Genomic DNA, 22,746 nt, shown 5'->3' on the forward strand with positions numbered 1-22,746 from the left:
ATGATTATTGTTCAGGAGGCGCCCTTTGATACAGGGGAGCAAATCCGGAATATATCCGAAGGAAAAACAGACATCGGCGCGATTGTCAGTTTCACAGGTCTGGTGCGTGATTTTAACGAAGGCAAAGGTGTCGGTGCACTGACACTAGAACATTACCCAGGTATGACAGAAAAGCAGCTTGAGAAAATTGAAGCGGAAGCGCGCTCCCGTTGGGAATTAAACGACTGCCTTGTCATCCATCGTTATGGTCGGATGGAAGTAAGTGAGCCGATCGTCCTTGTCATCACAACATCCGCGCATCGCAAAGATGCGTTTGCAGCCGCAGAATTTTTAATGGACTGGCTGAAAACACAAGCACCCTTCTGGAAACTTGAAGAAGGTGACGATGGAAATTCATCCTGGGTGGAAGAGCGGCAAAGCGATGTGGATGCCGCTCAAAAGTGGGATCAGGCAGATTAATTCCTTGCCTGACGTTTCATAATCCATTCTGCCGCTTGACGATTTGCTTCGGCAATCTGAGCCTGCGTCATGTTTTTCGTCAAAATAGCATTCATGCCACGTGCGCTAGCCTTCCCGCGCGCCGCCGAAATAAGAGACCACTTCAGAGCTGAAATCTCAGTATTCGCCTGTGCGATCTCCGCTTTTGCCGCCGCATTATCCAAAGGCACAGAGTTTGCAGTAGAGATAATCTCTTTGACCACCTTTGCATCCATACCTCTTGAAATAACCGGCATACGCGTCTTTGGAGCTTCAACTGCTTTTGCAACAGTCTTAGGCTCAGCCACCGGTTTAGGGGTAGAAGCTGCAGGTTGGAGCTGCTGCGAGGTCGCTGATGGTTGCGCAACAGTTTTAGGCGGCGTCGCTGGTTGAGGTACTGGTTGGGCCGCAGGCGCAACAGATGCTACCGGTTTTGTTACGGCAGTCGTGGCCGCTGGCGCTGTGGTTTCAACAGGTGTCGCTGTCACTGGGGCAAGAGATGTCGACGCAATGGACGGACCTCCGCTAGCTTGCTGTTTACTTTTCAGTTGCTGCAGACGCAGCTTTGCCGCCGCCAATTTAAGCTGACGCTCCCGCTCTGCCTGTTCATTTGCAAGGCGCTCTTTCTCAGCGCGCGCGGCGTCATCGGCAACCCGTTGCTGTTTTGCCTGCTCCGCCGCACGTTGAGCGGCCAAAATCGCGGCTTGCCTACTTTGTTCTTTCACACGTTCTTCGCGTTTCGCGGCAGCATCACGCTGTGCAAGGAGCGCGCGTTGTTGATTAGCCCGGGCTTTTGCAGCTTGCTCCTCTGCTTTTTTACGTGCCTCTATCTGCTGTTCCCGTTGCGCCAGAATCTGCTTATACCGGACATCATCAAGGCCAATATTGGTTCGATACCATTTACCGAGAAGTTCAATTGCACGCTTGTTGCCTTCTTCAAGTTGAACTGAAGTCATAAGCGGTTTGATGCGACTGAGTGCCTGTTCTGCTGCCACGACATTCTGGGAGGCCGCAAGCCGGAACCAGGCAAAGGCTTCCGGCAGATCTTTCTTTACGCCAGGCACACCTTTTTCAAAAATAACACCAAGATTATATTGTGCATCCAGATGGCCTTCCGCACCTTCTTTGGACCAAAGAGAAACAGCCGTTCCGAAATCTTCTTGCTGGTATGCGGCAAGCCCTTTTTCAAAACTTGCATGGGCGGTATTCCCCATAAGTACCAGTGCCCCTAACATCAACCCGAAACGCTTCATCTTGCCTGCCAATTCCCAGAATTCTTCTCAAAGGTGCCTTTGAACACCAATCCGCCCAATTCATTCATCAATAGCGATTTTAACGGCCTTTATAAAGAAAAAATAAGGCAGAAATGCAGACAGCCGCCTAAAAAGGCGGCTGTTCAACAAACCCTGTTCCAGCAGTGCTTAAGCAGCGGCTCTGCGATGAACAATATTCTCATAGTCAGCAATCAAAGTCTGACACACCGCCCCTGGAGTAAATGTGTAATCATCAATGCACTGTACAGGTGTTACCTCTGCGGCTGTGCCGGTCAGGAAACACTCATCGAAATCAGCCATTTCCTCTGGTTTGATTGCACGTTCCACAACTTCATACCCACGCGCTTTTGCCAGATCAATAACAGTGCGGCGCGTAATACCGTCCAGGAAGCAGTCTGGTGTTGGCGTATAAAGAGTCGTCCCTTTTGCGAAGAAGATATTCGCACCTGTTGCTTCGGCAACCAACCCACGATAATCCAGCATTACCGCATCATCATAACCTTCTCTTTCCGCAGCATGTTTGCTGAGCGTGCAGATCATATAAAGGCCAGCAGCTTTTGATTCCGTTGGAATGGTTTCAGGGGAAGGACGTTTCCACTTTGAAAGTTGCAGATGAATACCTTTCATGCGGGCTTCTGGATCGAAGTAGCTTGGCCAAACCCAGGCAGCAACCGCAAAGTTGATTTTATTCTGCTGAGCTGACACACCCATCATTTCGCTGCCGCGCCACGCAACTGGACGCAGATAACCATTTACGATCTGGTTTGCCGCAACGGTTTCAATACAGGCTTTATTGATTTCCTCAACAGTCATCCCGATATCAAATCCCAGGATTTCCGCGGAACGAACAAGGCGCTCACTATGCTCAGTCAGCTTGAAAATTTCACCATCATAGACACGCACCCCCTCAAACACGCTGCTGGCATAATGAAGGCCATGCGTCAGAACATGTACATTGGCATCTCGCCAATCAACCAGTTTTCCATTAAACCATATATAGCCGTCTCGGTCGGCGAAGGACGTGGTATCCATTTTAATACACCTTGAGTTATAATATGTCGTATTTTTGCACACAGAGTTCGTTTCTTTCGAATCGACGAGATAATTGGTAACATTATGAGAAAAATAAGTCAACATGACTGACATAAAATCTGCAACAAATCCGCTTTTCCTGCGTGAAGAGGAGCTTAGACAGTGCATAGAGCTGCTGTTTTTTGCTTACAGGGACTTCACCGCAGGCCCAGATCAGATCTTAAAAGACTACGGATTCGGGCGTGCCCACCACCGTGTTATCCATTTTGTTGGGCGAAATCCCGGGATAACCGTGTCTGAGCTTCTCGATATTCTGCGGATCACCAAACAAAGCCTGAGCCGCGTCCTTAACGCGCTCGTTGAACGTGGCTTTGTCGAGCAAAAACCGGGCGCCACAGACAGACGCCAGCGTCTTTTATACCTGACAGCCGATGGTAAAAAGCTCGAACACAAAATCAGTCGTGTGCAACAGGAACAGGTCGCGCAAGCCTTTCGGGATGCGGGCGGTGATGCGGTTGCTGGGTACCGGAAAGTTCTGGAAGGGCTGATTAACGAAGATGATCGGGACATTGCTTTAAAGCGCATTATGGGACAATAGCTTATGCTGGATAACGCGCCGCACATTTTGGTTGTTGACGATGATACGCGTCTTGCTTCCCTATTAAAGCAGTATCTGTCTGAAAATAAGTATCGAGTTTCCGTAGCTGGAAACGCAGATGATGCGCGCCAAAAGATGTCAGGGCTGTCTTTCGATCTGCTGGTTCTTGATAGAATGATGCCCGGTGAGGATGGACTTTCTCTTGCAAAAGCCATCCGAAGCGAAGGTGGCCTTAACAAGTCCGTCGCCATTCTGATGCTCACCGCCATGGCAGAAACCGATGATCGAATCGACGGACTTGAGGCCGGTGTAGATGATTATCTGACAAAACCTTTTGAACCAAGGGAACTTCTCTTGCGCATTGATGCAATATTGCGCCGCGCCCGTCAGGAAACAATGTCTCAGATCAGCTTCGGTGGATTTGAGTTTGATATTACAAAAGGGGAACTATTAAAAGACGGAGCAATCATCAATCTTACCTCAAGTGAGCAGTTACTGTTAAAAACACTTGCCTCCTCACCCGGTGTCTCCGTAACGCGAGACGAATTAAGCGTAACGAGTGGCGCGCAAGGGAGAGCGGTAGATGTGCAAATCACCCGTCTTCGCCGGAAAATTGAGGAAGACCCCAAACTCCCCAGATATCTGCAAACAGTCCGTGGCGAGGGATATGTTTTGTGGGTAGACTGAATTAACAACACGCAAGCAACGGTTATCGGATGAAAATAGCTCTTCCAATTGCGGGATCCATGAAACGCTTTATGCCACGGACGCTTTTCGCCCGCTCGCTGCTGATTGTGTTGTTGCCGACTATTTTGCTGCAGATTCTAGCCACATACATTTTCTATGAACGGCACTGGAACAATGTAGCCAGACGATTGGCCCAGGGTGTGTCTGGTGAAGTGGCTGCTGTCATTTCCTTGACGGACCGTTTCCCTGGAGAAGAGGCCAAGGCGAGTGTTACTAAAATCGCACGTGATCAGATGCGCCTTACGGTATCCTTTCTGGATGAAGCACTGGGAACTCCCCCTGAAATAGCCGCCCATGATTACGGATTTCTGGAAAGTCACCTGGCAAATGAACTAAGAAACAGTCTTCCGGGTAGAGAATTTATTGTTCGCACCGCCCCTAAACTGGAGACGGTTATCATCCGTGTGCAACTACCGGACGAGATTCTTCAGGTCATTGTCCGAGACAAACGCCTTTTCTCCAGCACGACCTATATCTTTATTATGTGGATGGTGGGCATCTCACTTGCCTTGCTTGGCATTGCCATTGTGTTTCTGAGAAACCAGATGCGGCCGATCAGGCAACTCGCCAAGGCCGCCGATGAATTCGGTAAGGGGCATGAAATTCCTGATTTTAAACCCTCTGGTGCACAGGAAATTCGGCTTGCTTCCAATGCGTTTCATGAAATGAAGCATCGTATCAAACGGCAAATCACACAACGCACAGAAATGCTGGCTGGCGTAAGTCATGACCTTCGCACCCCCCTTACTCGCATGACATTGCAGCTTGCCATGATGCCGGAGGGAGAGGCCAAATCGAACCTCACTGGTGATGTAGAAGACATGCGGCACATGGTGGAAGGCTACCTTGCCTTTGCGAAAGGTCAGGAAGCAGAAGCCGTTCAAGAGATTGATCTGGTAACAATCGTTCGGGATGTTGTTGAAAATGCCCGCAGGCAAGGGGCAAATATCGATCTTATTGTTCCGGCACAAATCGTAACCAAATTGCGCGCCAACAGCATCAAACGCGGCCTTACCAATCTGGTAGAAAACGCAAGACGCCATGCCAGCGAAATCCGGGTAACAGTTGGTCACCGAGAAAATCAAATCCTTGTTCTTATTGATGATGATGGCCCTGGCATTCCCGCAGATCAACGCGATGATGTGTTCAGACCCTTCCATCGCCTTGATAGCTCACGAAATTCAGAAACAGGGGGCAGCGGCCTAGGAATGACTATTACCCGCGACATTATAATGGGTCACGGCGGCCATATTGTTCTGGCGGATTCCCCATTTGGCGGCTTGCGGGTTGAAATAACGCTCCCTGCATAACGTCATTTCTTGAAGGGGGCGAAAGCTGCTTCAATTTTCGCGTTTACTGCCTGCTCTGTGATCGGCGATTGCGCAAATGCGGTATTAGCTGCCATCAAAACAGGGGGAACGGCAGCAAGAGCCGTTGGCGGCGTGGTAACACCTTTCGCAATTGTGAAAACCGTCATCAGTTCTTTTTGATAGGTATCCGTCAGTTTTCCGATCAATTCATCCCTTTCAGCAAACACAGAAAATGCGGCTTTGACTTTTGCCTGCGCGTCTTTTAAGGTTTTTGATTGCTCTTCGAAAAGCGACGTCAAATCTGGCGGAGAAGGCATATCATCCTGTAAATCTGAACTCATACCAGTACCTTATTCGTGATGGTCAACAAGAACGCCCCTGGGCACTGTTCTGTGAAATCAAATCACTGCTTTCGGAAAACACTTATCGAATTCTTGCGTACCGTTGTTCGAGAAAATAACCAACCGTGTCCCGGTGTCGCGGCGCGCCCAACCCAGCTCGAAAAACCGATCCAGAAGAGAGGTTCCCAAAGACCCTGCCAAATGACTTCGTCTCACACTCCAATCAAGGCAGGGCTTGCACAAAGCACGGCGCTGTTTTGTCAAGGCTTCGATATCTATTCCCAGACCGCGTACGAATGTCTCTCCGCCATCTGTCAGTGAAAGTGCGTCATCATGGACCTTAATAAACTGACGCGCCACCATGCTGTCATACATCTGCACACCCATGGTGCCCGCGAGATGATTATAGCAAACCCGGCTGTGTTTAAGGGCCGGGTCCTTTGGCCCCGTTCTTAGTCTTGTGTGCCCCTTGCTTTCTGCAAGGCCCGCAAGGCTTTCCAGAACACTGGCGACTTCATCATCCGCAAGACAGTAATAACGATGCCGTCCTTGCTTCCTTTGAGTTAGCAAGCCACCCTCTTCAAGCTTTTTGAGATGAGAGCTCGCAGTTTGAGCCGTAATACCAGCCACTCCAGCAAGTTCGGTCGCAGTCAACGCCATGCCGTTCATCATAGCACTTAACATATTTGCTCTGGTAGGTTCCCCGATAAGGGAAGCGATTAATGCGATATCAGGCCCTTCTTTCATACTTCGACATTAATCGAAACATGAAAGCAGTGCAATCACCTATACCTTCACACCTCTCAATCAAGTGGAAAGAAAACTCAAGATGATTACATGCTTTATCCGATACCAAATTGATCCAACAAAGAAAGAACAATTCATTCAGTACGCCCAAAACTGGGGGCAAGCCATCCCACGCTGCGGCGCTGATCTGATCGGTTATTACGCCCCGCATGAAGGATCCAGCACGTTGGCTTACGGTGTGTATTCGATTGAAAATCTAGCTGCCTATGAAGCATATCGAGCACGCCTGTCCCAAGATCCATTGGGTCGGGAAAATTACGAATTTGCGCAAAAGGAAAAATTCTTACTTCGTGAGGACCGAACCTTCCTGAAGCTAGCCTCTGCACCTCATGGCATCAAGGTGACGCCATGATCGCGGTTATTTTTGAAGTAGAACCCTACCCTGAACATAAGAATGCCTATCTGGACATCGCGTCACAACTCCGCAATCAATTGGAAAAAATTGAAGGATTTATCTCAGTGGAACGATTTCAAAGCCTGACGAATGCTGACAAAATCCTCTCCCTCTCCTTCTTTGAAAATGAAGAATCTGTCCAACGTTGGCGTAATCTGGAAGCACACCGTAAAGCTCAAGAAGCTGGGCGAAACGAGTTATTCAAAGCATACAGATTAAGAATTGCCTCGGTCGTTCGAGACTATGGAAAAGAGAAACGTAACGAAGCCCCCCTCGACAGTCTTGATTTCCATGACTGATGTTATCACTTTTAGTGCAGACGCTGCCCCGGCGCGACATCATGATCAGGTGAGATCAATGAAATCGCACCGTCAGCATCACTAAACCCAAGCACCAAAACCTCAGACATCAAAGGGCCTATTTGCCGCGGCGGAAAATTAACGACCGCGGCAATCATTTTACCAACCAGTTCTTCGGGAGTGTAATGAACCGTAATTTGCGCAGAGCTCTTCTTCTCCCCAATTTCAGGGCCGAAATCGATCCACAATTTATAAGCAGGTTTGCGCGCTTCTTTAAAAACCTCGGCTTTAACAATCCGCCCGGTCCGAATATCAACTTTCATGAAGTCATCAAAGGTGATTTCCTCTGACATATCTTTCCCCATCTATCCACCAGAGAATTTCTTGGCGGTTTCTTCTATTTTTGCCATTGAAGCCGTCACCGACTGGCTCAGTTTTTCATAAGACAGATTTGTTGTTTCCGTCATCTTATTCGCCGTCTCAGAGAAATGGCTAACGATTTCCTCGATATTCTGCAAATTCACAATAGGTGGTGCGAAACCGGCAATCGAAGCATTTTGCTTTATCGAAGCCTGCAACCCTTCCAGACTTTTCGCAAACACGTCCTGCTGGCTTGCAATGATATGCTGCAAAGCTGCCGCAGCCTCCTGCGACACCTCACCCATCACTTGCACATTCTGCATCTGACCTGCTTCGGCAGCAGACATATCTGGAATAAGAACCTTGCCGGCCAAATGTGGAGGCTTGGATCCTCCGGCTTGCTCTTCTGACATTAAACTTTCCTTTCAGTGGAATTGCACTGAAAGAAATGACGCCGGTTATCCAAAAAAGGTGATTTACCCTAATTCCTTAGAGCGCACAATTGCTGCTGCCACAGTTTTCTCCATCAGGGGAGCCAGCCCATCTTCCGCCATCAACACCTGAAGACCCGCAGCTGTCGTCCCGCCTGGGCTTGTTACATTTTCACGCAGCTTCGAGACATCCTCTGTTGAATGAATGGCCAATTGCCCTGCCCCTGCGACAGTTGTTTTGGCTAGCAACGTGGAAAGCTCCTCACTTAGCCCTGCCGCAACACCTGCTTTAATCATGCTTTCGATCATGTAAAATACATACGCAGGTCCGGAGCCAGAGAGGCCGGTCACCCGATCAATGTCATCTTCGTCTTCCACCCACGCGGTCTCACCGATTGCTTCCATCAAAATATCACAGAGCTTTTTATGCTCTTCAGTGACATGTTCATTTCCGCAAGAAACCATCATGCCCTGACGAATAGCTGCAGGTGTATTTGGCATGGTTCGGATAATTGCGGCATCTTGCCCAAGCTGTTCCTGGAATTTCTGGATTTTTGTTCCAGCTGCAATGGAAATAATCAGTGCCCCTTCACGTGCAAATTCCTTGTAGCTTTCCATCACATCACCAATCACTTGCGGCTTTACCGCAAAGATAATGACGTCCGGCACATATCCTTCTTCAATCAATAAAGGAGATGAAAAACTCCGGCAGCCCAATTTCTGGGCTTTCTCCAGATTATCCGGGGAAGGGTCTACAACAACAATATTGTTTGGTTTGATATTTTGCTCAATCCAGCCACCAAGCATGGCGCCGCCCATATTGCCGCAACCAACCAATAAAACAGACATACTCATTTTCAGGCTTCACCCATCGTTTCTAGCATCGCAGCATCCAACGCTTCTTCTGGGGTTTTACCGCCCCATAAGCAGAACTGAACCGCCGGATAGAATTTTTCTAGTTCTTTCATTCCACATTCTACAAGTGAAATGATCTGCTCCTTTTCCACATCCCCTCTTTTGTTAAGTAAAAGAGCATGTCTAAAAAGAAGCATTCCTTCTTCACGCCAGGCATCAAAGTGACCAACAAACAGCCTCTCGTTCATGCGCGCGAGAAGTTCGTATATGACATCAAATCTTTTCTCCGGGACTTTTACATCGTAAGCACATGAAAAATGCACCGCACGAATATCCGGTCTCCAAGAAAACCATAAGTGATATTGACACCAGCTTCCTTCAACGCCAACCGTCAGCTCATCAAGGCCTTGCCGCTCAAAGCTCCAGTCATTTGCATCGATAATATTCTCCACAATATCCAGTGGATTGGAGGCTTCCATTTCATCGAGAGAAATCTGCGTGGTCGTCATGGCCGGTCTCCTTTTAGGAGGGCTTCGCCAGCCAACTAGAGAGCCGCGAACGCCCTATACTCAGTCCACATATGGTGTGAGACACCCCTCTCACCCAATATATGTAGCGTAGCCAGCAAAAACAACGCGCGCAACAATAATCCACTCAGGCACGTAAGTTTCTTGTGGATAATTCGCTCATCTTTACGAAAAAATGAAGGTGGAATGACGACCCAGTTATAATCTATCGATTATTCGGCTTTTTTTGTCGTTGCGGCTTTTTTACGAGGTGCGGCTTTTGGTTTTTGAGCAGCTTCCAGCGCAGCGATTTTCACTTCTTGCGCTTCTACTGTATCTACCAATTTTACGACCATGGCTCTTAAAGCGTCATATTCCTCACGCGGAACCAAGTCCATATCGAAAACCATCTTTTCGATTTTCTGACGCACCAGATTATCCCACTCTCCTTTCACACCTTGGGCCGTACCAAGAGCGCCAGAGGCCAAACGGGCGAGATCATCAAAAACTTTTGAATTGGTTTGCATCAGAAATTCCTTTCCAGTCTTCCTGCAATATGGCGCGCGAACAATATGAATGCAACCGCTTTCCCGACTTTTGAAACGCCATTTATTGAATTGTTCCGCTTGCGCAAATTCGCTCAAATCTTATATAGATTGCCTATGGAAACAATTACCCAATTTGCCGCACTGGCCTATCCCGAAATTGATCCGATCCTGTTCAGCATCGGACCATTTGCTATTCGCTGGTATGCGCTCGCCTACATTGCTGGGTTGATTATTGGCTGGCGCCTCATGATCCATTTCGCCAAAGCGCCGGGAAGTGCCATCACGCCAGAACAGGTTGATGACTTTCTGGTATGGGCAACATTAGGGGTCGTGCTTGGTGGTCGGCTTGGGTATGTGATTTTCTACAAGCCTTCATTCTACCTTGCAAATCCTGGTGAGATTTTCATGGTTTGGCAAGGTGGCATGTCTTTCCACGGTGGCTTTTTGGGCGTCGTTGTCGCAGCGCTTTTATTTGCCAAACGCAGGAACCTGCCTGTTTTTTCACTCGCGGATTTATTGGCGATTGTGGCTCCAGTCGGATTGTTCTTTGGACGCGTGGCGAATTTCATCAATGGCGAGCTTTATGGCCGTGTGACTGATGTAGGCTGGGGAATGGTTTTTCCGGGCGGCGGGCCCGAACCGCGTCATCCAAGCCAGCTTTATGAAGCTATATTGGAAGGGGCGCTTTTGTTTATCGTGCAAATGGTCCTACGAAACACTGAGTTTGGGAAAAAACCAGGCGTTGCAACCGGTGTGTTCCTCATTGGCTATGCACTGGCGAGAGGCTTTGTAGAACTCTTCCGTCAACCTGATGCCCATCTGGGTTTTCTGATTGGCGGCAGCACAATGGGACAGCTGCTATCCATTCCAATGATTCTGGTTGGTGCTTATTTGATCCTGCGCCGGGAACCTAGCTGATGCCGACATTGGAAGATCTGATAACATCAGAGATCATCGCCAATGGCCCCATGCGTCTAGATACTTATATGGAGCGGGCCCTGCTCCATCCGGAATTTGGATATTATCAAAAACAAATCCCGTTTGGTTCAAAAGGGGACTTTGTCACTTCCCCTGAAATCAGTCAGATGTTTGGTGAATTGATCGGACTTTGGTGTGTGGACACATGGGCCAAACTTGGCGCGCCCTCGAAATTTGCTTTTGTAGAAATGGGACCCGGACGGGGCATTCTGATGCAAGATGCATTGCGCAGTGCCAAACTGGTCCCTGAATTTCTTGAGGCTGCTGAAATTCATCTTGTTGAAGCAAGTGATCAACTCATAAAGGTCCAACAAGAAAGGCTTAAAGATCATCCTATTCAGTGGCATTCAGCGTTTCCCGATATCCCAGACGGGATGCCGGTTATTTGCATCGGCAATGAATTTCTGGATGCCCTGCCAATTAGGCAATTCCAACTGGTGGACGGTGGGTGGCAAGAAAAGAAGGTGACGGTAACAGATGACGGCCTCACCTTTGTGACCCCACCATCTGATGAAGCGGATCTCGCAGATCAACTACCTTCCATTTCAGAATGTTCAGACGGTGACATTGCTGAAATCAGCACTCCGGCGCGTGAGTTCATTTCCTTCCTCGCAAAGAAGATAAAATCAAATCGCGGGGCAGCACTCTTTATTGATTATGGGCCCGCTGAAAACGCTCTTGGTGACAGTTTTCAAGCCGTTCAACGACATGAATATTCTAACCCCCTTGAAAATCCCGGCGGCAAGGACCTGACAGCACATGTGCATTTTTCCCCTCTTCGGGAAGTTGCCCTTTCGGCAGGCTGCGCCGCCCCCGCCATAGAAGGGCAAGGCCGGTTTTTGGAACGCCTTGGGATTGAGGCGCGGGTGATGCAGCTTTCCAAGAACGCAACAGAAAAGCAGCACAAAGATATTGTCGCTGCCCATAAACGATTGGTAAGCGAGCAAGAAATGGGAACTCTATTTAAGGCGTTTTCTTTCTCATCAGGCCTCGCGGCCCCTGCTGCCGGTTTTGGAGATGCAGAATGATTACCGCTGATATTCTGGATAACCCTACGATCGCCCATGGTTTCATGACACGCCAAGGGGGCGTCTCAGAAGGCATATACGAAGGGCTTAATTGCGGGGCCGGGTCAGATGATGATCCCCAAAAGGTGATTGAAAACAAGTCCAGAGCCATGGGATTGCTGGACCTCCCCGCTTCTGCCCTCAGGACCCTATATCAAATTCACAGCGCTGAAGTGGTTACTGTTGATGAACAAACCGATTTTTCATCACCAATCCAGGCTGACGCCATGGTCACTAAAACACCGGGGCTTGCGCTTGGCATCTTAACGGCTGACTGCGTGCCTATTCTCTTTGCGGATACTGAAGCTGGTGTTATTGGCGCGGCGCATTCCGGATGGAAAGGCAGCCTTGGGAATATCGCAAGGCATGTCTTGGCAGCTATGGAAAAGCTCGGCGCAACTAAAGAAAATATTCAGGTCGCCATTGGCCCTTCTATCCAGCAACCTTCCTATGAGGTAGGGCCAGATTTTCCAGCGCCATTTCTGTTTCAAGATAGAGAACTGGGCTGTTTCTTTATTCCGTCGAAGAATGAAGGACATTGGATGTTTGATTTGACCGGCTTTGTACAGCATCGCATTGCCCGGGAAGGCGTCACACAAATCGAACGCTTAGGCCACGATACATATAAAGATCCGCGGCAGTTTTACAGCTATAGACGCATGTGTCATCAAGGCGAAGCAGATTATGGTAGACAGCTTTCCGCCATTGCATTACGCAAGTGATCAAAAGCTGTTGGAAGTTAAATTAATATTTCTTGAATCGGGCCCACTATGCCTCATTTGATTATATTCCTGTTCATCTGCTTACTAGGGATGCTTGCGACCTGTGCCTTATAAAAAGCCACTGCTTCTTATCAATGCGATCCTCAGTGCCGCACTGTTACTGACAGGTTGCCAACCGCTAGAGCGTCCGTTTCAACCGGAACACAAGGCAAGTGTCAGATCTGCGCCCGGCCCAAGGGCAGCCCTTTATATTGCGCCCGTAAAAGATGGCCCTTCCAAACTGGATGAATTGGTTGTGAAGCAGCTACAGGGTTTAGGAATTGCAGCCTATTTTGGCGAAAAAATCCCCTACCGCTATAGTGTCTCCAGCAAGGTAGAGATCAAGGAGGGTGCCAGTTTCGTTACTTGGAAAATTCACGACCCTTCAGGCAAAGACCTTAATCTCTCATCCTCCTTGAAAATGGGAGATCTCATTGCAGGGCCATCTATCGAAGGCGTTGACCTCAACACCATCAGCCTGAAAAGCGCGAGTGATATAGATATTCTATTAGGCGGCACAGGTATAAATTATGCCAAGCTCACGAAGCCCGTTCTATATGTTCCAATCGTTCAAGGTGCACCTGGTGACGGGGCGGAATCGCTTTCTGCGGCGCTGCAGGATAACCTGTCCAAAATGGGACTGGATGTTTTGACAGAACAATGGAAAGCGACTTATGTCGTAAAAGGCACGGTAAGTCTGACACCCCCGCGCGCCGGGACACAGGTTATCTCACTTCTTTGGCAACTGGAACGTCGCAATGGTGAGTATGTCGGTAAGATCGAACAGAAAAACAGAATCAGGGCTGGATCGCTGAACGGTCCATGGGGTCCAGTAGCCGAAGCTGCCGCCAGCGGTGCCGCCAGAGGGCTTATCAAACTGCTGAGAGAAGCTGAACCGGACTATTTCCGTTCCAATTAACCATAGCACAGTCGAAAGCTGTCATTTTTCGGTTATAAACCATTTACAGAAATGTTTGCCCTTGGTAAGTTCCGCCCCGCTGAAAAGGTGCCCCTCGCAACTTGACAGGCGTTTGTTATTTTATGAAGCCGAGCCCTATAGGCTAGAGGACTGTTCATATGAAAATTCTTGCGGGAAACAGTAATCGCCCACTGGCTGAAGATGTTGCAAAATATCTCGACACCCCCCTAACTGAAGCGGCAGTTCGCCGGTTCTCCGACAAAGAAATTTTTGTCGAAATTCATGAAAATGTGCGTGGCGAGGATCTGTTTATCCTGCAGTCCACTTCTTACCCCACAAATGACCATTTGATGGAACTGCTGGTTTGTATTGATGCCCTGAAACGCGCATCAGCAAAACGAATCACTGCAGTGTTGCCTTACTTTGGTTATGCCCGTCAGGACAGAAAGCCGGGACCAAGAACCCCGATTTCTGCGAAACTGGTCGCAAACCTGATTACAACCGCTGGCGCGGATCGTGTTTTGACAATGGATCTGCACGCCGGTCAGATCCAGGGTTTCTTTGATATTCCAACAGATAACCTGTTCTCTGCGCCGGTTATTGTTCCGGACATCGAGAAAAATTATGGTCGCGGCGGAGATATTACGATTGTCTCCCCTGACGTTGGCGGTGTAGTTCGCGCCCGTGCTTTCGCCAAAAGACTTGACGCAAACCTTGTAATCGTTGATAAGCGCCGTGAAAAAGCTGGTGTTTCAGAGGTGATGAATATCATCGGTGATGTGAAAGGCCAGACCTGTATTCTCGTGGATGATATTGTTGACAGTGCGGGTACTCTTTGCAATGCCGCTGGTGCATTGATGGAAAATGGTGCCAAGCGTGTTGTCGGCTATGTCACACATGGTGTTCTCTCAGGCGGGGCTATTGCACGTATCAATTCCTCTGCCCTGGAAGAAATGGTAACAACCGACAGCATTATTGCGACAGAAGCCTTCAAGGTTTCCAGCAAGATGCGCCAGATTTCAGTTGCCCCCCTTATCGGTGAGGCGATGAAACGAATTTCACAGGAAACTTCGGTTTCCAGCCTGTTCGACTAATACCGATCAGGTTTTCCCGCGTGGGCACCCCTGGAGGCACACGCATTAAAGTCCGGGCTATATGTCCGGACTGCTCGTTAATAGGAGTTTTAAAATGAGCGATAATATTTTGATTGCAGAAGAGCGCGATCGGGTAGGAAAGGGGACCTCCCGTGCATTGCGTCGTGAAGGCCGCACCCCAGCCGTAATTTATGGTGACAAGAAAGAAGCTATTTCAGTTTCCGTTGAAACAAAAGAGCTGATTAAAGTTATCAACAAAGGTGGCTTCCTCTCAAACACAATGACTGTCCAGGTTGGCAAAACGAAACACAATGTTCTGCCACGCGACATTCAGTTGCACCCTGTTAAAGACAGCCCGGTTCACGTTGACTTCCTGCGCGTTTCTGCGAAATCCAAAATCGCAGTTAACGTTCCAGTTGTCTTCCTGAACGAAGGTAAATGTAAAGGCCTGGTACGCGGTGGCGTTCTGAACGTTGTTCGTCACGAAGTTGAACTGATGGTTCCTGCAGCTGCGATCCCTGAAAATATCGAAATCGATCTGTCTGATTTCGATATCGGTGACAGCCTGCACATCTCCAGCTTCAAGCTGCCAGAAGATGTTGAGCCAACTATTACTGACCGTGACTTCACAGTTGCAACAATCGCGGCTCCAAGCGGTGGCGTTGGCGACTCTTCTTCTGACGAAGAAGGTGAAGAAGGCGCTGAAGGCGAAGAATAAGGTAGACCTTAATGTTATTGCTGGTTGGACTTGGCAACCCGGGTAAAGGGTATGCAAATAATCGGCATAATCTTGGTTTCATGGCGGTGGATGAGATCATCCGCCGCCATTCCTTTTCTGCTGAACGCATTCGTTTTCTGGGCATAACATGTGATGCTACTATCGCTGGCGAAAAAGTCCTTGCCCTAAAGCCAAACACTTATATGAACGAATCCGGCCGTTCCGTGGGAGAAGCCATGCGCTTTTTCAAGATCCCGCCGGAAAATGTCATTGTTCTTCATGACGAACTGGATTTACCCACTGCTAAGGTTCGGGTGAAAATTGGTGGTGGTCATGGAGGCAACAATGGTCTCCGCTCCATCGATGCACATATCGGTAAAAACTACCGCCGTGTTCGTATGGGTATTGGGCATCCTGGTGACAAAAACCTTGTCTCAGGATATGTGCTCCACGATTTTTCCAAATCAGAACTTCCCGCGATTGAAAAAACTATTGATGCAGTTGCACGGCATGTTGCGCTGCTGATTGCTGGGGATGACGCTGGTTTTATGAACAAGGTGGCCCTTGATACGGCGCCGCCTAAACCTCAAAAACAGAAACAAGATAAATAGGATCCGGTGCTATGGGTTTTAAGTGCGGTATTGTTGGACTGCCAAATGTTGGTAAATCCACCCTGTTCAACGCCTTGACACAAACCGCAGATGCGGCTGCGGCAAACTTCCCCTTTTGCACGATCGAGCCGAACTCAGGTCAGGTTCCTGTTCCCGATCCGCGGATGAATAAGCTCGCGGAACTTGCAAATTCAAAAGAACTGATCCCCACCCGCCTTGAATTTGTGGATATCGCGGGACTTGTACGCGGTGCCGCGAGCGGTGAGGGCCTCGGCAACAAGTTCCTCTCCCACATCCGTGAAGTGGATGCCATCGTTCATGTGGTGCGCTGCTTTGAAGATGGCGACATTACCCATGTGGATGGGCGCGTTGACCCAATTTCAGATGCCGACACCATCGAAACCGAATTGATGCTTGCAGACCTTGAAAGCCTTGAGAAACGCGCTGAAAATCTGGTTAAGAAAATTCGCGGTGGCGACAAGGAAGCCATTCAACAATCAGAATTGATTGAGCGCGCCCTCGCCGTCCTTCGCGATGGCAAGCCGGCCCGCACGGTTGAGCTGAGCGACGATGAACAGAAGCCGTTCCGCATGCTGCAGCTTTTAACATCCAAGCCAATTCTCTATGTGTGCAATGTAGATGAAGACAGCGCGGCGACAGGCAATGAACTGTCCGAGAAAGTTGCAGAAATGGCGGCCGCTCAAGGGGCTGTCAGCGTGGTTATTTCTGCAGCCATTGAAGCCGAAGTTGCCTTGCTTGAAGATGATGAACGCGCAGAATTTCTGGCAGACCTAGGTTTAGAGGAAACGGGCTTAAGCCGCATCATCCGTGCCGGATATGACCTCCTACACCTGATCACTTATTTCACAGTGGGTCCAAAGGAATGCCGCGCCTGGACAATTCAAAAAGGAACACTGGCCCCGCAAGCTGCGGGCGTGATCCACACTGATTTTGAGAAAGGCTTTATTCGCGCGGAAACCACGTCTTATGATGCCTATGTTGAACATGGCGGCGAGGCTGGCGCAAAAGCGGCAGGTCTGATGCGCCTAGAAGGTAAAGAATATGAAGTAAAAGACGGAGATGTCCTACATTTCCGCTTTGCAAACTAATTCCTCCCTGTAGATGTTGAGCGTAAATAAAGAAAGATAACAATGCGCTACTTTGAAGATTTTACTGTTGGCCTGACCGAAGAGTTTGGCCAATATTCCATGACAGAAACTGAGATTATCGAATTCGCAACCGAATTCGACCCTCAGTTTTTCCATACAGATCCTGAAGCCGCCAAGGGCCATTTTTTTGGCGGCTTGATCGCTTCCGGTTGGCATACAGCCTCCGCAATGATGCGGATGATTGCCGACCATCAGTATAAAGATGCGCCCTCTATGGGATCTTCAGGTCTGGATGAGCTTCGTTGGATATCGCCTGTTCGACCTGGTGAAGTATTATCGGTAAAAAGTGTCGTGTTGGAGGCAACCCCTCATCCGCGCAAAAACGACCGCGGGTTTGTCAAATTCAAGCACACAGTTGTTAATGAAAAAGATGAAGTGAAACTGACAATGGTTTCCAACGTCCTGTTTGGTACAAATCCTGACAAGCGGGAGGGGTAAGCCATGAGCACTGATTATCTTGAAGATATCGTTATCGGGACTGTACTTGAATTTGGCGAAAAAACCATAACCCGCGAAGAGATCATCAACTTCGCAAAAAAATATGACCCGCAACCGTTTCATATCGATGAAGAAGCCGCGAAGAAAAGCATCTACGGAGATGTCATCGCGTCTGGTTGGCATACGGGCAGTGTCACCATGCGCATGATGGTAGATCATATGGTCAACGAAAGGGCTGCGCTTGGATCACCTGGATTTAATAACCTCAAATTTCGTCGTCCCGTCAGACCCGGAGACACACTTCGTGTTCGCTCCACTGTGAAAGATGTCAAACGGTCCAAATCCCGTCCGGATATGGGCACAATCTATGGTCTTGTGGAAGTTTTAAATCAGAATGACGAAGTGGTCATGTCGTTCGACAGCCTTGGTATGATCAAGGCAAGAACAACCGGCGGACAATAGAATCAATTTTCAATTCTCGTAGTCATTTCATTAACTTGTGATATGATACCCCCGACTGACTACTTTTATTTCGGGGGGTACGAGATGGATTTGTTATCCGGTTTTGCAGTACTGGTTATTTTTCTGGTGATTTTGGCCGTTGTGGTCATCTTCATGGGGGTTACCGTTGTCCCCCAAGGTTATCAATTCACTATTGAACGATTTGGTCGTTACACAAAATCCATGACTCCAGGCCTTGGCTTCCTTGTTCCTTTCATCGACCGTGTTGGTGAGAAGGTCAACATGATGGAACAGGTCCTGGATATTCCTACACAAGAAGTCATCTCCCGCGATAACGCAATGGTTGCAGTGGATGGCGTGTTGTTTTTCCAGGTGCTGGATGCCGCCAAATCAGCCTATGAAGTTCGGGATCTATTCCGCGCAATCCAAAATCTTGCGCAAACCAATCTCAGGACGGTACTTGGCTCGATGGACCTGGATGAGGCGCTCAGCCAACGCGATGATATTAATTCAAGGCTGCTTGCAGTCATTGACCAGGCCTCCACTCCTTGGGGTATCAAGGTAACACGCGTGGAGATTAAAGACATTACACCACCTACAGATCTGGTTGATGCAATGGCACGTCAGATGAAAGCTGAACGTGAAAAACGTGCTGTCGTCCTTGAAGCAGAGGGTATTCGACAGGCAGAAATCTTACGTGCTGAAGGTGAGAAAAAATCCGCCATTCTGGAAGCAGAAGGCCGAAAAGAAGCCGCCTTCCGTGATGCGGAAGCACGTGAACGTTCTGCCCAAGCAGAGGCTAAAGCGACACAAGACGTATCTGAGGCGATTGCCGCTGGTGACATTCAATCTATCAACTACTTCATTGCGCAGAAATATGTGGAAGCCATGAAAGAAATTGGCTCGGCCCGCAACTCAAAAGTTGTTCTGATGCCAATGGAGGCAAGCGCCCTGGTTGGTAGTTTGGGAGGCATTGGCCAAATCGCTAAGGAAGTTTTCGGCAATGGCGGAGAAGGAACGAGCCGGACGAGAGTTGTGCGCCCAAATACTGGCAGCGTCCCGGAAAGCGACTAAGCCATGGAACAGCTAGTAACCTGGTTTCAGGAATACGGGCACTGGGCTTGGTGGAGCTTCGCCGTCCTTCTGGTAATTCTGGAAATCTTTGCGCCAACCTTCTTTATGCTCTGGCTTGGCATTTCAGCAGGGGTTGTGGGCTTTGCCGTTCTTTTGTTTCCGGGCATTGGCTGGGAATATCAATGGACCCTATTTGCGGTTCTCTCAGTCGTAAGCCTTGTCCTTGCAAGAAACTTCTTAAAGCGCAACCCCGGCGTTGAAGATAACCAGCTCCTTAACCAGCGTGGTGCGCAATATGTCGGACGCGTATTTACCCTCACCGAAGCCATCGAAAATGGCCGTGGCAAAATCCATGTGGATGATACCATGTGGGGGGTTAGCGGCCCGGATTTGGACGCCGGCAAAAAAGTAAAGGTGACGGGCACCGATGGTGTCCTGCTGGTGGTAGAAAATGCCGAAGAAGGGGAGGACGCCTGATGGGAGATTTTGTTAAACTTACAGCATCTGATGGGCACGAACTTGAGGCCTACGTCGCGAAGGCTTCCGGCGAGGTAAAAGGTGCAATTGTCGTCATTCAGGAAATCTTTGGCGTTAATACACATATCAGATCTGTATGCGACCGTTTCGCCGACGATGGATACACCGTAATTGCCCCTGCCCTTTTCGATCGATTAGAGCGCAATATCTATCTGGACTACGATCAAGCTGGTATGGAAAAGGGTATTTCCTTCATGAACCAGATTGCCCCTGATGTCGCGTTAAAAGACATCGAAGCAGCTTTCGAGCATGTCAAAGACGCTGGTCATGTTTCCGTTATGGGTTTTTGCTGGGGTGGTGCACTTACGTTCATCTCAGCGGCCTCCCCCATCAACTTCTATAAGGCGATCGGATACTATGGGGGTGGTATTCCAAAATATATCGGCCTCAAGCCGCAAATCCCGACCTTGCTCCATTTCGGAAAAGAAGACCACGCGATCCCGCTTGATCAGGTCGAAGAGTTAAAACAGGCCCATCCTGAAATGCAAATTCACCTTTATGATGCGGGGCATGGCTTCAACTGCGATGCAAGAGGAAGTTATGATAAAGCATCCGCCGACCTTGCAAGGTCACGCAGTCTGGACTTCATCGAAGGGGCGTAACCGCCCCTTTATTTTTGCGCCTGTACAAATTCCAGAACAACACCGGATGCGTCAGATGGCTGAACCCTCACCGCTCCATTTGGGACATCCTGAACCTGAATACCTGCACCTTCCAAATAAGTTTTTGTCTTAGCCCTATCGGATACCGCGATGGACATGGACAAAATGTGAGGAAACTCTGGCATATCCGCGCTAATGAACAAACCGGGGAACAACAAATCCATATCGCTTTCAGTCACAAAAATAAGATTGAGCTTCCCAATTCGCACCGTCATCGTCTGATCGGTTCTGGTAACATTAATCGCCCCACAAAGTGCCGTATAATGCGCCAGGTAGGCATCGGGATCATCAACAAGCACGACAACAGACTGAACGTATTGAGCACCATTAGCATGCAATTGCCATTCTGGTGTGCGGATGAGTTCAGGTGTCAAATGATGGCAAATAAACAACCCACCAAGCGGCATCCCTTGGTAAGGGTAGCGGATCAATTTGAACTCAGGGATCACATCCCCTTCCGCAAGCTCCAGCTTACGCTTCAGATCATGTAATCTCGCAGGTCCAAGGCCAGCTTCATCCAGTGATGTGACGGTCGCTTCTGGGGCATCTGTGGAAAGGGCGATCCCCAACATACCGGGTCCACGCTCTTCCAGTTTTTTATCAAGCCCATTTGTCTCTTTGGTTGGGTCTACAATGCCCAACAATTCGATATAGTCGTCAGGAAACATGATGCAGTAGTTGGCTGTTCCCCAGCCAATATGTGACCCACGCGGTGTCAGCGTAAATCCAAGTTTCTCATATGTTTCACGTGCTTTTTCTAGATCCTCAACACCAACAAGTGTGTGATCCAATCCAACAATATTGTGGGGCATTGTTATTTTCCTTCTTAGTCACCCTCATATTCACAGAGTGTTCTGACATTTACGCCCATTTGTTCGATCCGTTTGCGTCCACCAATATCCGGCAGATCAATCACAAAGGCAGCCCCGATAACAGTACCGCCGCTTCTGCGGATCAACTTGATCGCGGCTTCGGCGGTACCTCCAGTTGCGATCAAATCATCTACAATCAGAATATTTTCGCCCTGTTTTATGGCATCTGTATGAATCTCCACGGTGTCTGTGCCGTATTCGAGCTCATATTCTTCACCAATCGTATCCGCAGGTAGCTTGCCCTTTTTGCGAACAGGCACAAAACCGACACTTAACTGGTGGGCAATGGCACCGCCAAGAACAAAACCACGCGCCTCGATGCCCGCCACTTTATCGATCCGCACTCCGGCGTAGGGCCACACCAGTTGATCAATGGCTGTGCGCAACCCTGCGGCGTCCTGCCAAAGGGTCGTAATATCCCGGAACATCACCCCTTCTTTTGGGTAGTTAGGCAGGGTACGAATGTACTTTTTGATATCCACGATTTATTCCTCGTCTTAATTCAATAGGCGTCCAGCAACAGCGTCCAGCTTCGCCAGCAATTCAGGATCCCGCGCTTCTGGTGCGGTAATAAGGGCGTTATCCAAAGCGTTATGGCATCCGCATTCGCAGGCATCTTTTCGATTAGCGAGTTCGGGGGCTACATCAGATACCAACCCCCTTGCTTTGTCTGCATTACCCGTGAGAACGGCAATTACCGCGGCCACATCCACGTTGTCATGATCAGGATGCCAACAGTCATAATCCGTGACCATCGCAACGGTGGCGTAACATATTTCGGCTTCACGGGCCAATTTCGCTTCCGGCATATTGGTCATACCAATAACCTGACAGCCCCAGTTACGATAAAGTTCTGATTCCGCTCTGGAAGAAAACTGCGGGCCTTCCATCGCAAGATATGTTCCCCCGCGTATCACATCGATACCTTGTCGCTTGGCAGACTGTTCTATGACATCCCCAAGACGACGGCAGACCGGATCCGCCATGCTGACATGAGCGACCATTCCAGAGGTAAAGAAACTTTTATCCCGCGCAAAAGTGCGATCAATAAATTGATCAACAATAACAAAAGTACCGGGTGCCAGTTTTTCTTCAAAAGACCCGCAAGCACTTACTGAGATGATCTCGGTCACCCCTGCCCGCTTCATTGCATCAATGTTGGCGCGGTAGTTGATCTCAGATGGCGATAAGCGATGACCGCGGCCGTGGCGTGGCAGGAAAACCATCTGCACACCATCCAGTTCGCCAAACAGTAACTCATCGGACGGTTCCCCAAATGGAGAAGTTACTTGTTCCCATCGGGTATTTTGCAGATTATCAAGATCATAAACGCCACTTCCACCAATGACGCCGATTACTGGTTTTTTAGTCACCGCAAGCCTCCTTATTGAGCTTGATAATAACC

The 22,746-nt window shown here is 49.0% G+C and carries 31 protein-coding genes; 19 read left to right on the forward strand and 12 right to left on the reverse strand.

Annotated elements, in window-relative coordinates:
* Complete coding sequence (locus GUA87_RS14485; RefSeq protein ID WP_193717313.1) at positions 1-459, forward strand: molybdenum cofactor biosynthesis protein MoaE; 459 nt, start codon at positions 1-3, stop codon at positions 457-459.
* Here GUA87_RS14485 and GUA87_RS14490 read toward each other — a convergent pair.
* Both GUA87_RS14490 and GUA87_RS14495 read right to left on the reverse strand, forming a co-directional pair.
* Positions 456-1,730 carry an SEL1-like repeat protein gene (locus tag GUA87_RS14490; RefSeq protein ID WP_193717314.1) on the reverse strand — a complete coding sequence of 425 codons (1,275 nt, stop codon included), beginning with the start codon at positions 1,728-1,730 and terminating at the stop codon, positions 456-458. The genes GUA87_RS14485 and GUA87_RS14490 overlap by 4 nt on opposite strands.
* 168 nt (positions 1,731-1,898) lie before the next feature.
* Positions 1,899-2,783: a branched-chain amino acid aminotransferase gene (locus GUA87_RS14495; RefSeq protein WP_193717315.1), complete on the reverse strand. Its 885-nt coding sequence runs from the start codon at positions 2,781-2,783 to the stop codon at positions 1,899-1,901.
* A gap of 103 nt (positions 2,784-2,886) precedes the next feature.
* On the opposite strand from GUA87_RS14495, the gene GUA87_RS14500 reads away from it, so the two are divergent.
* Genes GUA87_RS14500 through GUA87_RS14510 form a run of 3 tightly spaced genes read left to right on the forward strand, consistent with a single transcriptional unit; the run spans position 2,887 to position 5,438 of the window.
* Positions 2,887-3,381 carry a MarR family winged helix-turn-helix transcriptional regulator gene (locus tag GUA87_RS14500; RefSeq protein WP_193717316.1) on the forward strand — a complete coding sequence of 165 codons (495 nt, stop codon included), beginning with the start codon at positions 2,887-2,889 and terminating at the stop codon, positions 3,379-3,381.
* Positions 3,382-3,384: 3 nt separating this feature from the next.
* Positions 3,385-4,068: a response regulator gene (locus GUA87_RS14505; RefSeq protein WP_193717317.1), complete on the forward strand. Its 684-nt coding sequence runs from the start codon at positions 3,385-3,387 to the stop codon at positions 4,066-4,068.
* Between the two features lie 29 nt (positions 4,069-4,097).
* Positions 4,098-5,438, forward strand: coding sequence for an ATP-binding protein (locus tag GUA87_RS14510; RefSeq protein ID WP_193717318.1), 1,341 nt, complete (start codon positions 4,098-4,100; stop codon positions 5,436-5,438).
* A gap of 2 nt (positions 5,439-5,440) precedes the next feature.
* Here GUA87_RS14510 and GUA87_RS14515 read toward each other — a convergent pair whose 3' ends face one another.
* Together GUA87_RS14515 and GUA87_RS14520 are read right to left on the reverse strand one after the other, a co-directional pair.
* Positions 5,441-5,779, reverse strand: coding sequence for a hypothetical protein (locus GUA87_RS14515; protein WP_193717319.1), 339 nt, complete (start codon positions 5,777-5,779; stop codon positions 5,441-5,443).
* 57 nt (positions 5,780-5,836) lie between these two features.
* Positions 5,837-6,526, reverse strand: coding sequence for an ArsR/SmtB family transcription factor (locus GUA87_RS14520; protein ID WP_193717320.1), 690 nt, complete (start codon positions 6,524-6,526; stop codon positions 5,837-5,839).
* Positions 6,527-6,608: 82 nt separating this feature from the next.
* Between GUA87_RS14520 and GUA87_RS14525 the strand changes: the two genes are divergently transcribed.
* Together GUA87_RS14525 and GUA87_RS14530 are read left to right on the forward strand one after the other, a co-directional pair.
* On the forward strand, positions 6,609-6,938 hold the full coding sequence (locus tag GUA87_RS14525; protein ID WP_193717321.1) for an NIPSNAP family protein: 330 nt from the start codon (positions 6,609-6,611) through the stop codon (positions 6,936-6,938).
* Positions 6,935-7,279 (forward strand): antibiotic biosynthesis monooxygenase family protein, encoded by a 345-nt coding sequence (locus GUA87_RS14530; RefSeq protein ID WP_193717322.1) that lies wholly within the window; start codon positions 6,935-6,937, stop codon positions 7,277-7,279. The genes GUA87_RS14525 and GUA87_RS14530 overlap by 4 nt, the downstream gene beginning before the upstream one ends.
* 11 nt (positions 7,280-7,290) lie before the next feature.
* Here GUA87_RS14530 and GUA87_RS14535 read toward each other — a convergent pair whose 3' ends face one another.
* The 5 genes from GUA87_RS14535 to GUA87_RS14555 all read right to left on the reverse strand — a co-directional run bounded on the left by GUA87_RS14535 (position 7,291) and on the right by GUA87_RS14555 (position 9,958).
* A complete protein-coding gene (locus tag GUA87_RS14535) occupies positions 7,291-7,632 on the reverse strand; it encodes a tRNA-binding protein (RefSeq protein ID WP_193717323.1) in 342 nt (113 codons plus the stop codon).
* A 12-nt stretch (positions 7,633-7,644) separates the two neighbouring features.
* Positions 7,645-8,052: a hypothetical protein gene (locus tag GUA87_RS14540; protein WP_193717324.1), complete on the reverse strand. Its 408-nt coding sequence runs from the start codon at positions 8,050-8,052 to the stop codon at positions 7,645-7,647.
* A 63-nt stretch (positions 8,053-8,115) separates the two neighbouring features.
* A complete protein-coding gene (gene proC / locus GUA87_RS14545) occupies positions 8,116-8,925 on the reverse strand; it encodes a pyrroline-5-carboxylate reductase (RefSeq protein ID WP_193717325.1) in 810 nt (269 codons plus the stop codon).
* 2 nt (positions 8,926-8,927) lie between these two features.
* The gene (locus GUA87_RS14550) at positions 8,928-9,434 is read right to left on the reverse strand and encodes a YbjN domain-containing protein (RefSeq protein ID WP_227712023.1); all 507 of its coding nucleotides are present in this window, start codon (positions 9,432-9,434) and stop codon (positions 8,928-8,930) included.
* A 230-nt stretch (positions 9,435-9,664) separates the two neighbouring features.
* The gene (locus GUA87_RS14555) at positions 9,665-9,958 is read right to left on the reverse strand and encodes an accessory factor UbiK family protein (RefSeq protein WP_227712026.1); all 294 of its coding nucleotides are present in this window, start codon (positions 9,956-9,958) and stop codon (positions 9,665-9,667) included.
* A 135-nt stretch (positions 9,959-10,093) separates the two neighbouring features.
* Between GUA87_RS14555 and lgt the strand changes: the two genes are divergently transcribed.
* From lgt to GUA87_RS14620, 13 genes are all read left to right on the forward strand, one after another.
* Entirely contained in the window at positions 10,094-10,897 is an 804-nt protein-coding gene (gene lgt, locus GUA87_RS14560) for a prolipoprotein diacylglyceryl transferase (protein WP_193717326.1), read from the forward strand.
* A complete protein-coding gene (locus GUA87_RS14565) occupies positions 10,897-11,985 on the forward strand; it encodes a class I SAM-dependent methyltransferase (protein ID WP_193717327.1) in 1,089 nt (362 codons plus the stop codon). Before lgt ends, GUA87_RS14565 begins: the two co-directional genes overlap by 1 nt.
* Positions 11,982-12,746 carry a peptidoglycan editing factor PgeF gene (gene pgeF, locus GUA87_RS14570; RefSeq protein WP_193717328.1) on the forward strand — a complete coding sequence of 255 codons (765 nt, stop codon included), beginning with the start codon at positions 11,982-11,984 and terminating at the stop codon, positions 12,744-12,746. Before GUA87_RS14565 ends, pgeF begins: the two co-directional genes overlap by 4 nt.
* Positions 12,747-12,849: 103 nt before the next feature.
* Complete coding sequence (locus tag GUA87_RS14575; protein WP_193717329.1) at positions 12,850-13,704, forward strand: hypothetical protein; 855 nt, start codon at positions 12,850-12,852, stop codon at positions 13,702-13,704.
* 158 nt (positions 13,705-13,862) lie between these two features.
* Positions 13,863-14,798, forward strand: a complete 936-nt coding sequence (locus GUA87_RS14580) for a ribose-phosphate pyrophosphokinase (protein WP_193717330.1) — start codon at positions 13,863-13,865, stop codon at positions 14,796-14,798.
* A 94-nt stretch (positions 14,799-14,892) separates the two neighbouring features.
* A complete protein-coding gene (locus GUA87_RS14585; RefSeq protein WP_193717331.1) occupies positions 14,893-15,516 on the forward strand; it encodes a 50S ribosomal protein L25/general stress protein Ctc in 624 nt (207 codons plus the stop codon).
* An 11-nt stretch (positions 15,517-15,527) separates the two neighbouring features.
* Complete coding sequence (pth, locus tag GUA87_RS14590) at positions 15,528-16,127, forward strand: aminoacyl-tRNA hydrolase (protein WP_193717332.1); 600 nt, start codon at positions 15,528-15,530, stop codon at positions 16,125-16,127.
* A gap of 11 nt (positions 16,128-16,138) precedes the next feature.
* Positions 16,139-17,236: a redox-regulated ATPase YchF gene (gene ychF / locus GUA87_RS14595; protein ID WP_193717333.1), complete on the forward strand. Its 1,098-nt coding sequence runs from the start codon at positions 16,139-16,141 to the stop codon at positions 17,234-17,236.
* A 42-nt stretch (positions 17,237-17,278) separates the two neighbouring features.
* A complete protein-coding gene (locus GUA87_RS14600; RefSeq protein ID WP_193717334.1) occupies positions 17,279-17,734 on the forward strand; it encodes a MaoC family dehydratase in 456 nt (151 codons plus the stop codon).
* Between the two features lie 3 nt (positions 17,735-17,737).
* Positions 17,738-18,196, forward strand: coding sequence for a MaoC family dehydratase (locus tag GUA87_RS14605; protein ID WP_193717335.1), 459 nt, complete (start codon positions 17,738-17,740; stop codon positions 18,194-18,196).
* A gap of 153 nt (positions 18,197-18,349) precedes the next feature.
* Positions 18,350-19,270: an SPFH domain-containing protein gene (locus GUA87_RS14610; protein WP_415774803.1), complete on the forward strand. Its 921-nt coding sequence runs from the start codon at positions 18,350-18,352 to the stop codon at positions 19,268-19,270.
* Positions 19,271-19,273: 3 nt separating this feature from the next.
* Entirely contained in the window at positions 19,274-19,747 is a 474-nt protein-coding gene (locus GUA87_RS14615) for an NfeD family protein (protein WP_193717337.1), read from the forward strand.
* The gene (locus GUA87_RS14620; protein ID WP_193717338.1) at positions 19,747-20,409 is read left to right on the forward strand and encodes a dienelactone hydrolase family protein; all 663 of its coding nucleotides are present in this window, start codon (positions 19,747-19,749) and stop codon (positions 20,407-20,409) included. The genes GUA87_RS14615 and GUA87_RS14620 overlap by 1 nt, the downstream gene beginning before the upstream one ends.
* A gap of 8 nt (positions 20,410-20,417) precedes the next feature.
* On the opposite strand, the gene GUA87_RS14625 is transcribed toward GUA87_RS14620, so the two are convergent.
* From GUA87_RS14625 to GUA87_RS14635, 3 genes are read right to left on the reverse strand one after another with little or no spacing between them, the layout of a single operon-like run.
* Positions 20,418-21,281 (reverse strand): VOC family protein, encoded by an 864-nt coding sequence (locus tag GUA87_RS14625; RefSeq protein ID WP_193717339.1) that lies wholly within the window; start codon positions 21,279-21,281, stop codon positions 20,418-20,420.
* 14 nt (positions 21,282-21,295) lie between these two features.
* Positions 21,296-21,826, reverse strand: coding sequence for an adenine phosphoribosyltransferase (locus tag GUA87_RS14630; RefSeq protein WP_193717511.1), 531 nt, complete (start codon positions 21,824-21,826; stop codon positions 21,296-21,298).
* Positions 21,827-21,838: 12 nt separating this feature from the next.
* Positions 21,839-22,714 carry an S-methyl-5'-thioadenosine phosphorylase gene (locus GUA87_RS14635; RefSeq protein WP_193717340.1) on the reverse strand — a complete coding sequence of 292 codons (876 nt, stop codon included), beginning with the start codon at positions 22,712-22,714 and terminating at the stop codon, positions 21,839-21,841.
* Positions 22,715-22,746: the final 32 nt, after the last annotated feature.

Origin of the sequence: Sneathiella sp. P13V-1 (assembly GCF_015143595.1) — a bacterium.
In the GTDB taxonomy this organism is placed as follows: domain Bacteria; phylum Pseudomonadota; class Alphaproteobacteria; order Sneathiellales; family Sneathiellaceae; genus Sneathiella.

Excerpts from the sequence above, each read along its gene's own strand:
- GUA87_RS14485 (WP_193717313.1), top strand. The coding sequence starts at position 1 with ATGATTATTGTTCAGGAGGCGCCCTTTGATACAGGGGAGCAAATCCGG.
- GUA87_RS14490 (WP_193717314.1), bottom strand. The coding sequence starts at position 1,730 with ATGAAGCGTTTCGGGTTGATGTTAGGGGCACTGGTACTTATGGGGAAT.
- GUA87_RS14495 (WP_193717315.1), bottom strand. The coding sequence starts at position 2,783 with ATGGATACCACGTCCTTCGCCGACCGAGACGGCTATATATGGTTTAAT.
- GUA87_RS14500 (WP_193717316.1), top strand. The coding sequence starts at position 2,887 with ATGACTGACATAAAATCTGCAACAAATCCGCTTTTCCTGCGTGAAGAG.
- GUA87_RS14505 (WP_193717317.1), top strand. The coding sequence starts at position 3,385 with ATGCTGGATAACGCGCCGCACATTTTGGTTGTTGACGATGATACGCGT.
- GUA87_RS14510 (WP_193717318.1), top strand. The coding sequence starts at position 4,098 with ATGAAAATAGCTCTTCCAATTGCGGGATCCATGAAACGCTTTATGCCA.
- GUA87_RS14515 (WP_193717319.1), bottom strand. The coding sequence starts at position 5,779 with ATGAGTTCAGATTTACAGGATGATATGCCTTCTCCGCCAGATTTGACG.
- GUA87_RS14520 (WP_193717320.1), bottom strand. The coding sequence starts at position 6,526 with ATGAAAGAAGGGCCTGATATCGCATTAATCGCTTCCCTTATCGGGGAA.
- GUA87_RS14525 (WP_193717321.1), top strand. The coding sequence starts at position 6,609 with ATGATTACATGCTTTATCCGATACCAAATTGATCCAACAAAGAAAGAA.
- GUA87_RS14530 (WP_193717322.1), top strand. The coding sequence starts at position 6,935 with ATGATCGCGGTTATTTTTGAAGTAGAACCCTACCCTGAACATAAGAAT.
- GUA87_RS14535 (WP_193717323.1), bottom strand. The coding sequence starts at position 7,632 with ATGTCAGAGGAAATCACCTTTGATGACTTCATGAAAGTTGATATTCGG.
- GUA87_RS14540 (WP_193717324.1), bottom strand. The coding sequence starts at position 8,052 with ATGTCAGAAGAGCAAGCCGGAGGATCCAAGCCTCCACATTTGGCCGGC.
- proC (WP_193717325.1), bottom strand. The coding sequence starts at position 8,925 with ATGAGTATGTCTGTTTTATTGGTTGGTTGCGGCAATATGGGCGGCGCC.
- GUA87_RS14550 (WP_227712023.1), bottom strand. The coding sequence starts at position 9,434 with ATGACGACCACGCAGATTTCTCTCGATGAAATGGAAGCCTCCAATCCA.
- GUA87_RS14555 (WP_227712026.1), bottom strand. The coding sequence starts at position 9,958 with ATGCAAACCAATTCAAAAGTTTTTGATGATCTCGCCCGTTTGGCCTCT.
- lgt (WP_193717326.1), top strand. The coding sequence starts at position 10,094 with ATGGAAACAATTACCCAATTTGCCGCACTGGCCTATCCCGAAATTGAT.
- GUA87_RS14565 (WP_193717327.1), top strand. The coding sequence starts at position 10,897 with ATGCCGACATTGGAAGATCTGATAACATCAGAGATCATCGCCAATGGC.
- pgeF (WP_193717328.1), top strand. The coding sequence starts at position 11,982 with ATGATTACCGCTGATATTCTGGATAACCCTACGATCGCCCATGGTTTC.
- GUA87_RS14580 (WP_193717330.1), top strand. The coding sequence starts at position 13,863 with ATGAAAATTCTTGCGGGAAACAGTAATCGCCCACTGGCTGAAGATGTT.
- GUA87_RS14585 (WP_193717331.1), top strand. The coding sequence starts at position 14,893 with ATGAGCGATAATATTTTGATTGCAGAAGAGCGCGATCGGGTAGGAAAG.
- pth (WP_193717332.1), top strand. The coding sequence starts at position 15,528 with ATGTTATTGCTGGTTGGACTTGGCAACCCGGGTAAAGGGTATGCAAAT.
- ychF (WP_193717333.1), top strand. The coding sequence starts at position 16,139 with ATGGGTTTTAAGTGCGGTATTGTTGGACTGCCAAATGTTGGTAAATCC.
- GUA87_RS14600 (WP_193717334.1), top strand. The coding sequence starts at position 17,279 with ATGCGCTACTTTGAAGATTTTACTGTTGGCCTGACCGAAGAGTTTGGC.
- GUA87_RS14605 (WP_193717335.1), top strand. The coding sequence starts at position 17,738 with ATGAGCACTGATTATCTTGAAGATATCGTTATCGGGACTGTACTTGAA.
- GUA87_RS14610 (WP_415774803.1), top strand. The coding sequence starts at position 18,350 with ATGGGGGTTACCGTTGTCCCCCAAGGTTATCAATTCACTATTGAACGA.
- GUA87_RS14615 (WP_193717337.1), top strand. The coding sequence starts at position 19,274 with ATGGAACAGCTAGTAACCTGGTTTCAGGAATACGGGCACTGGGCTTGG.
- GUA87_RS14620 (WP_193717338.1), top strand. The coding sequence starts at position 19,747 with ATGGGAGATTTTGTTAAACTTACAGCATCTGATGGGCACGAACTTGAG.
- GUA87_RS14625 (WP_193717339.1), bottom strand. The coding sequence starts at position 21,281 with ATGCCCCACAATATTGTTGGATTGGATCACACACTTGTTGGTGTTGAG.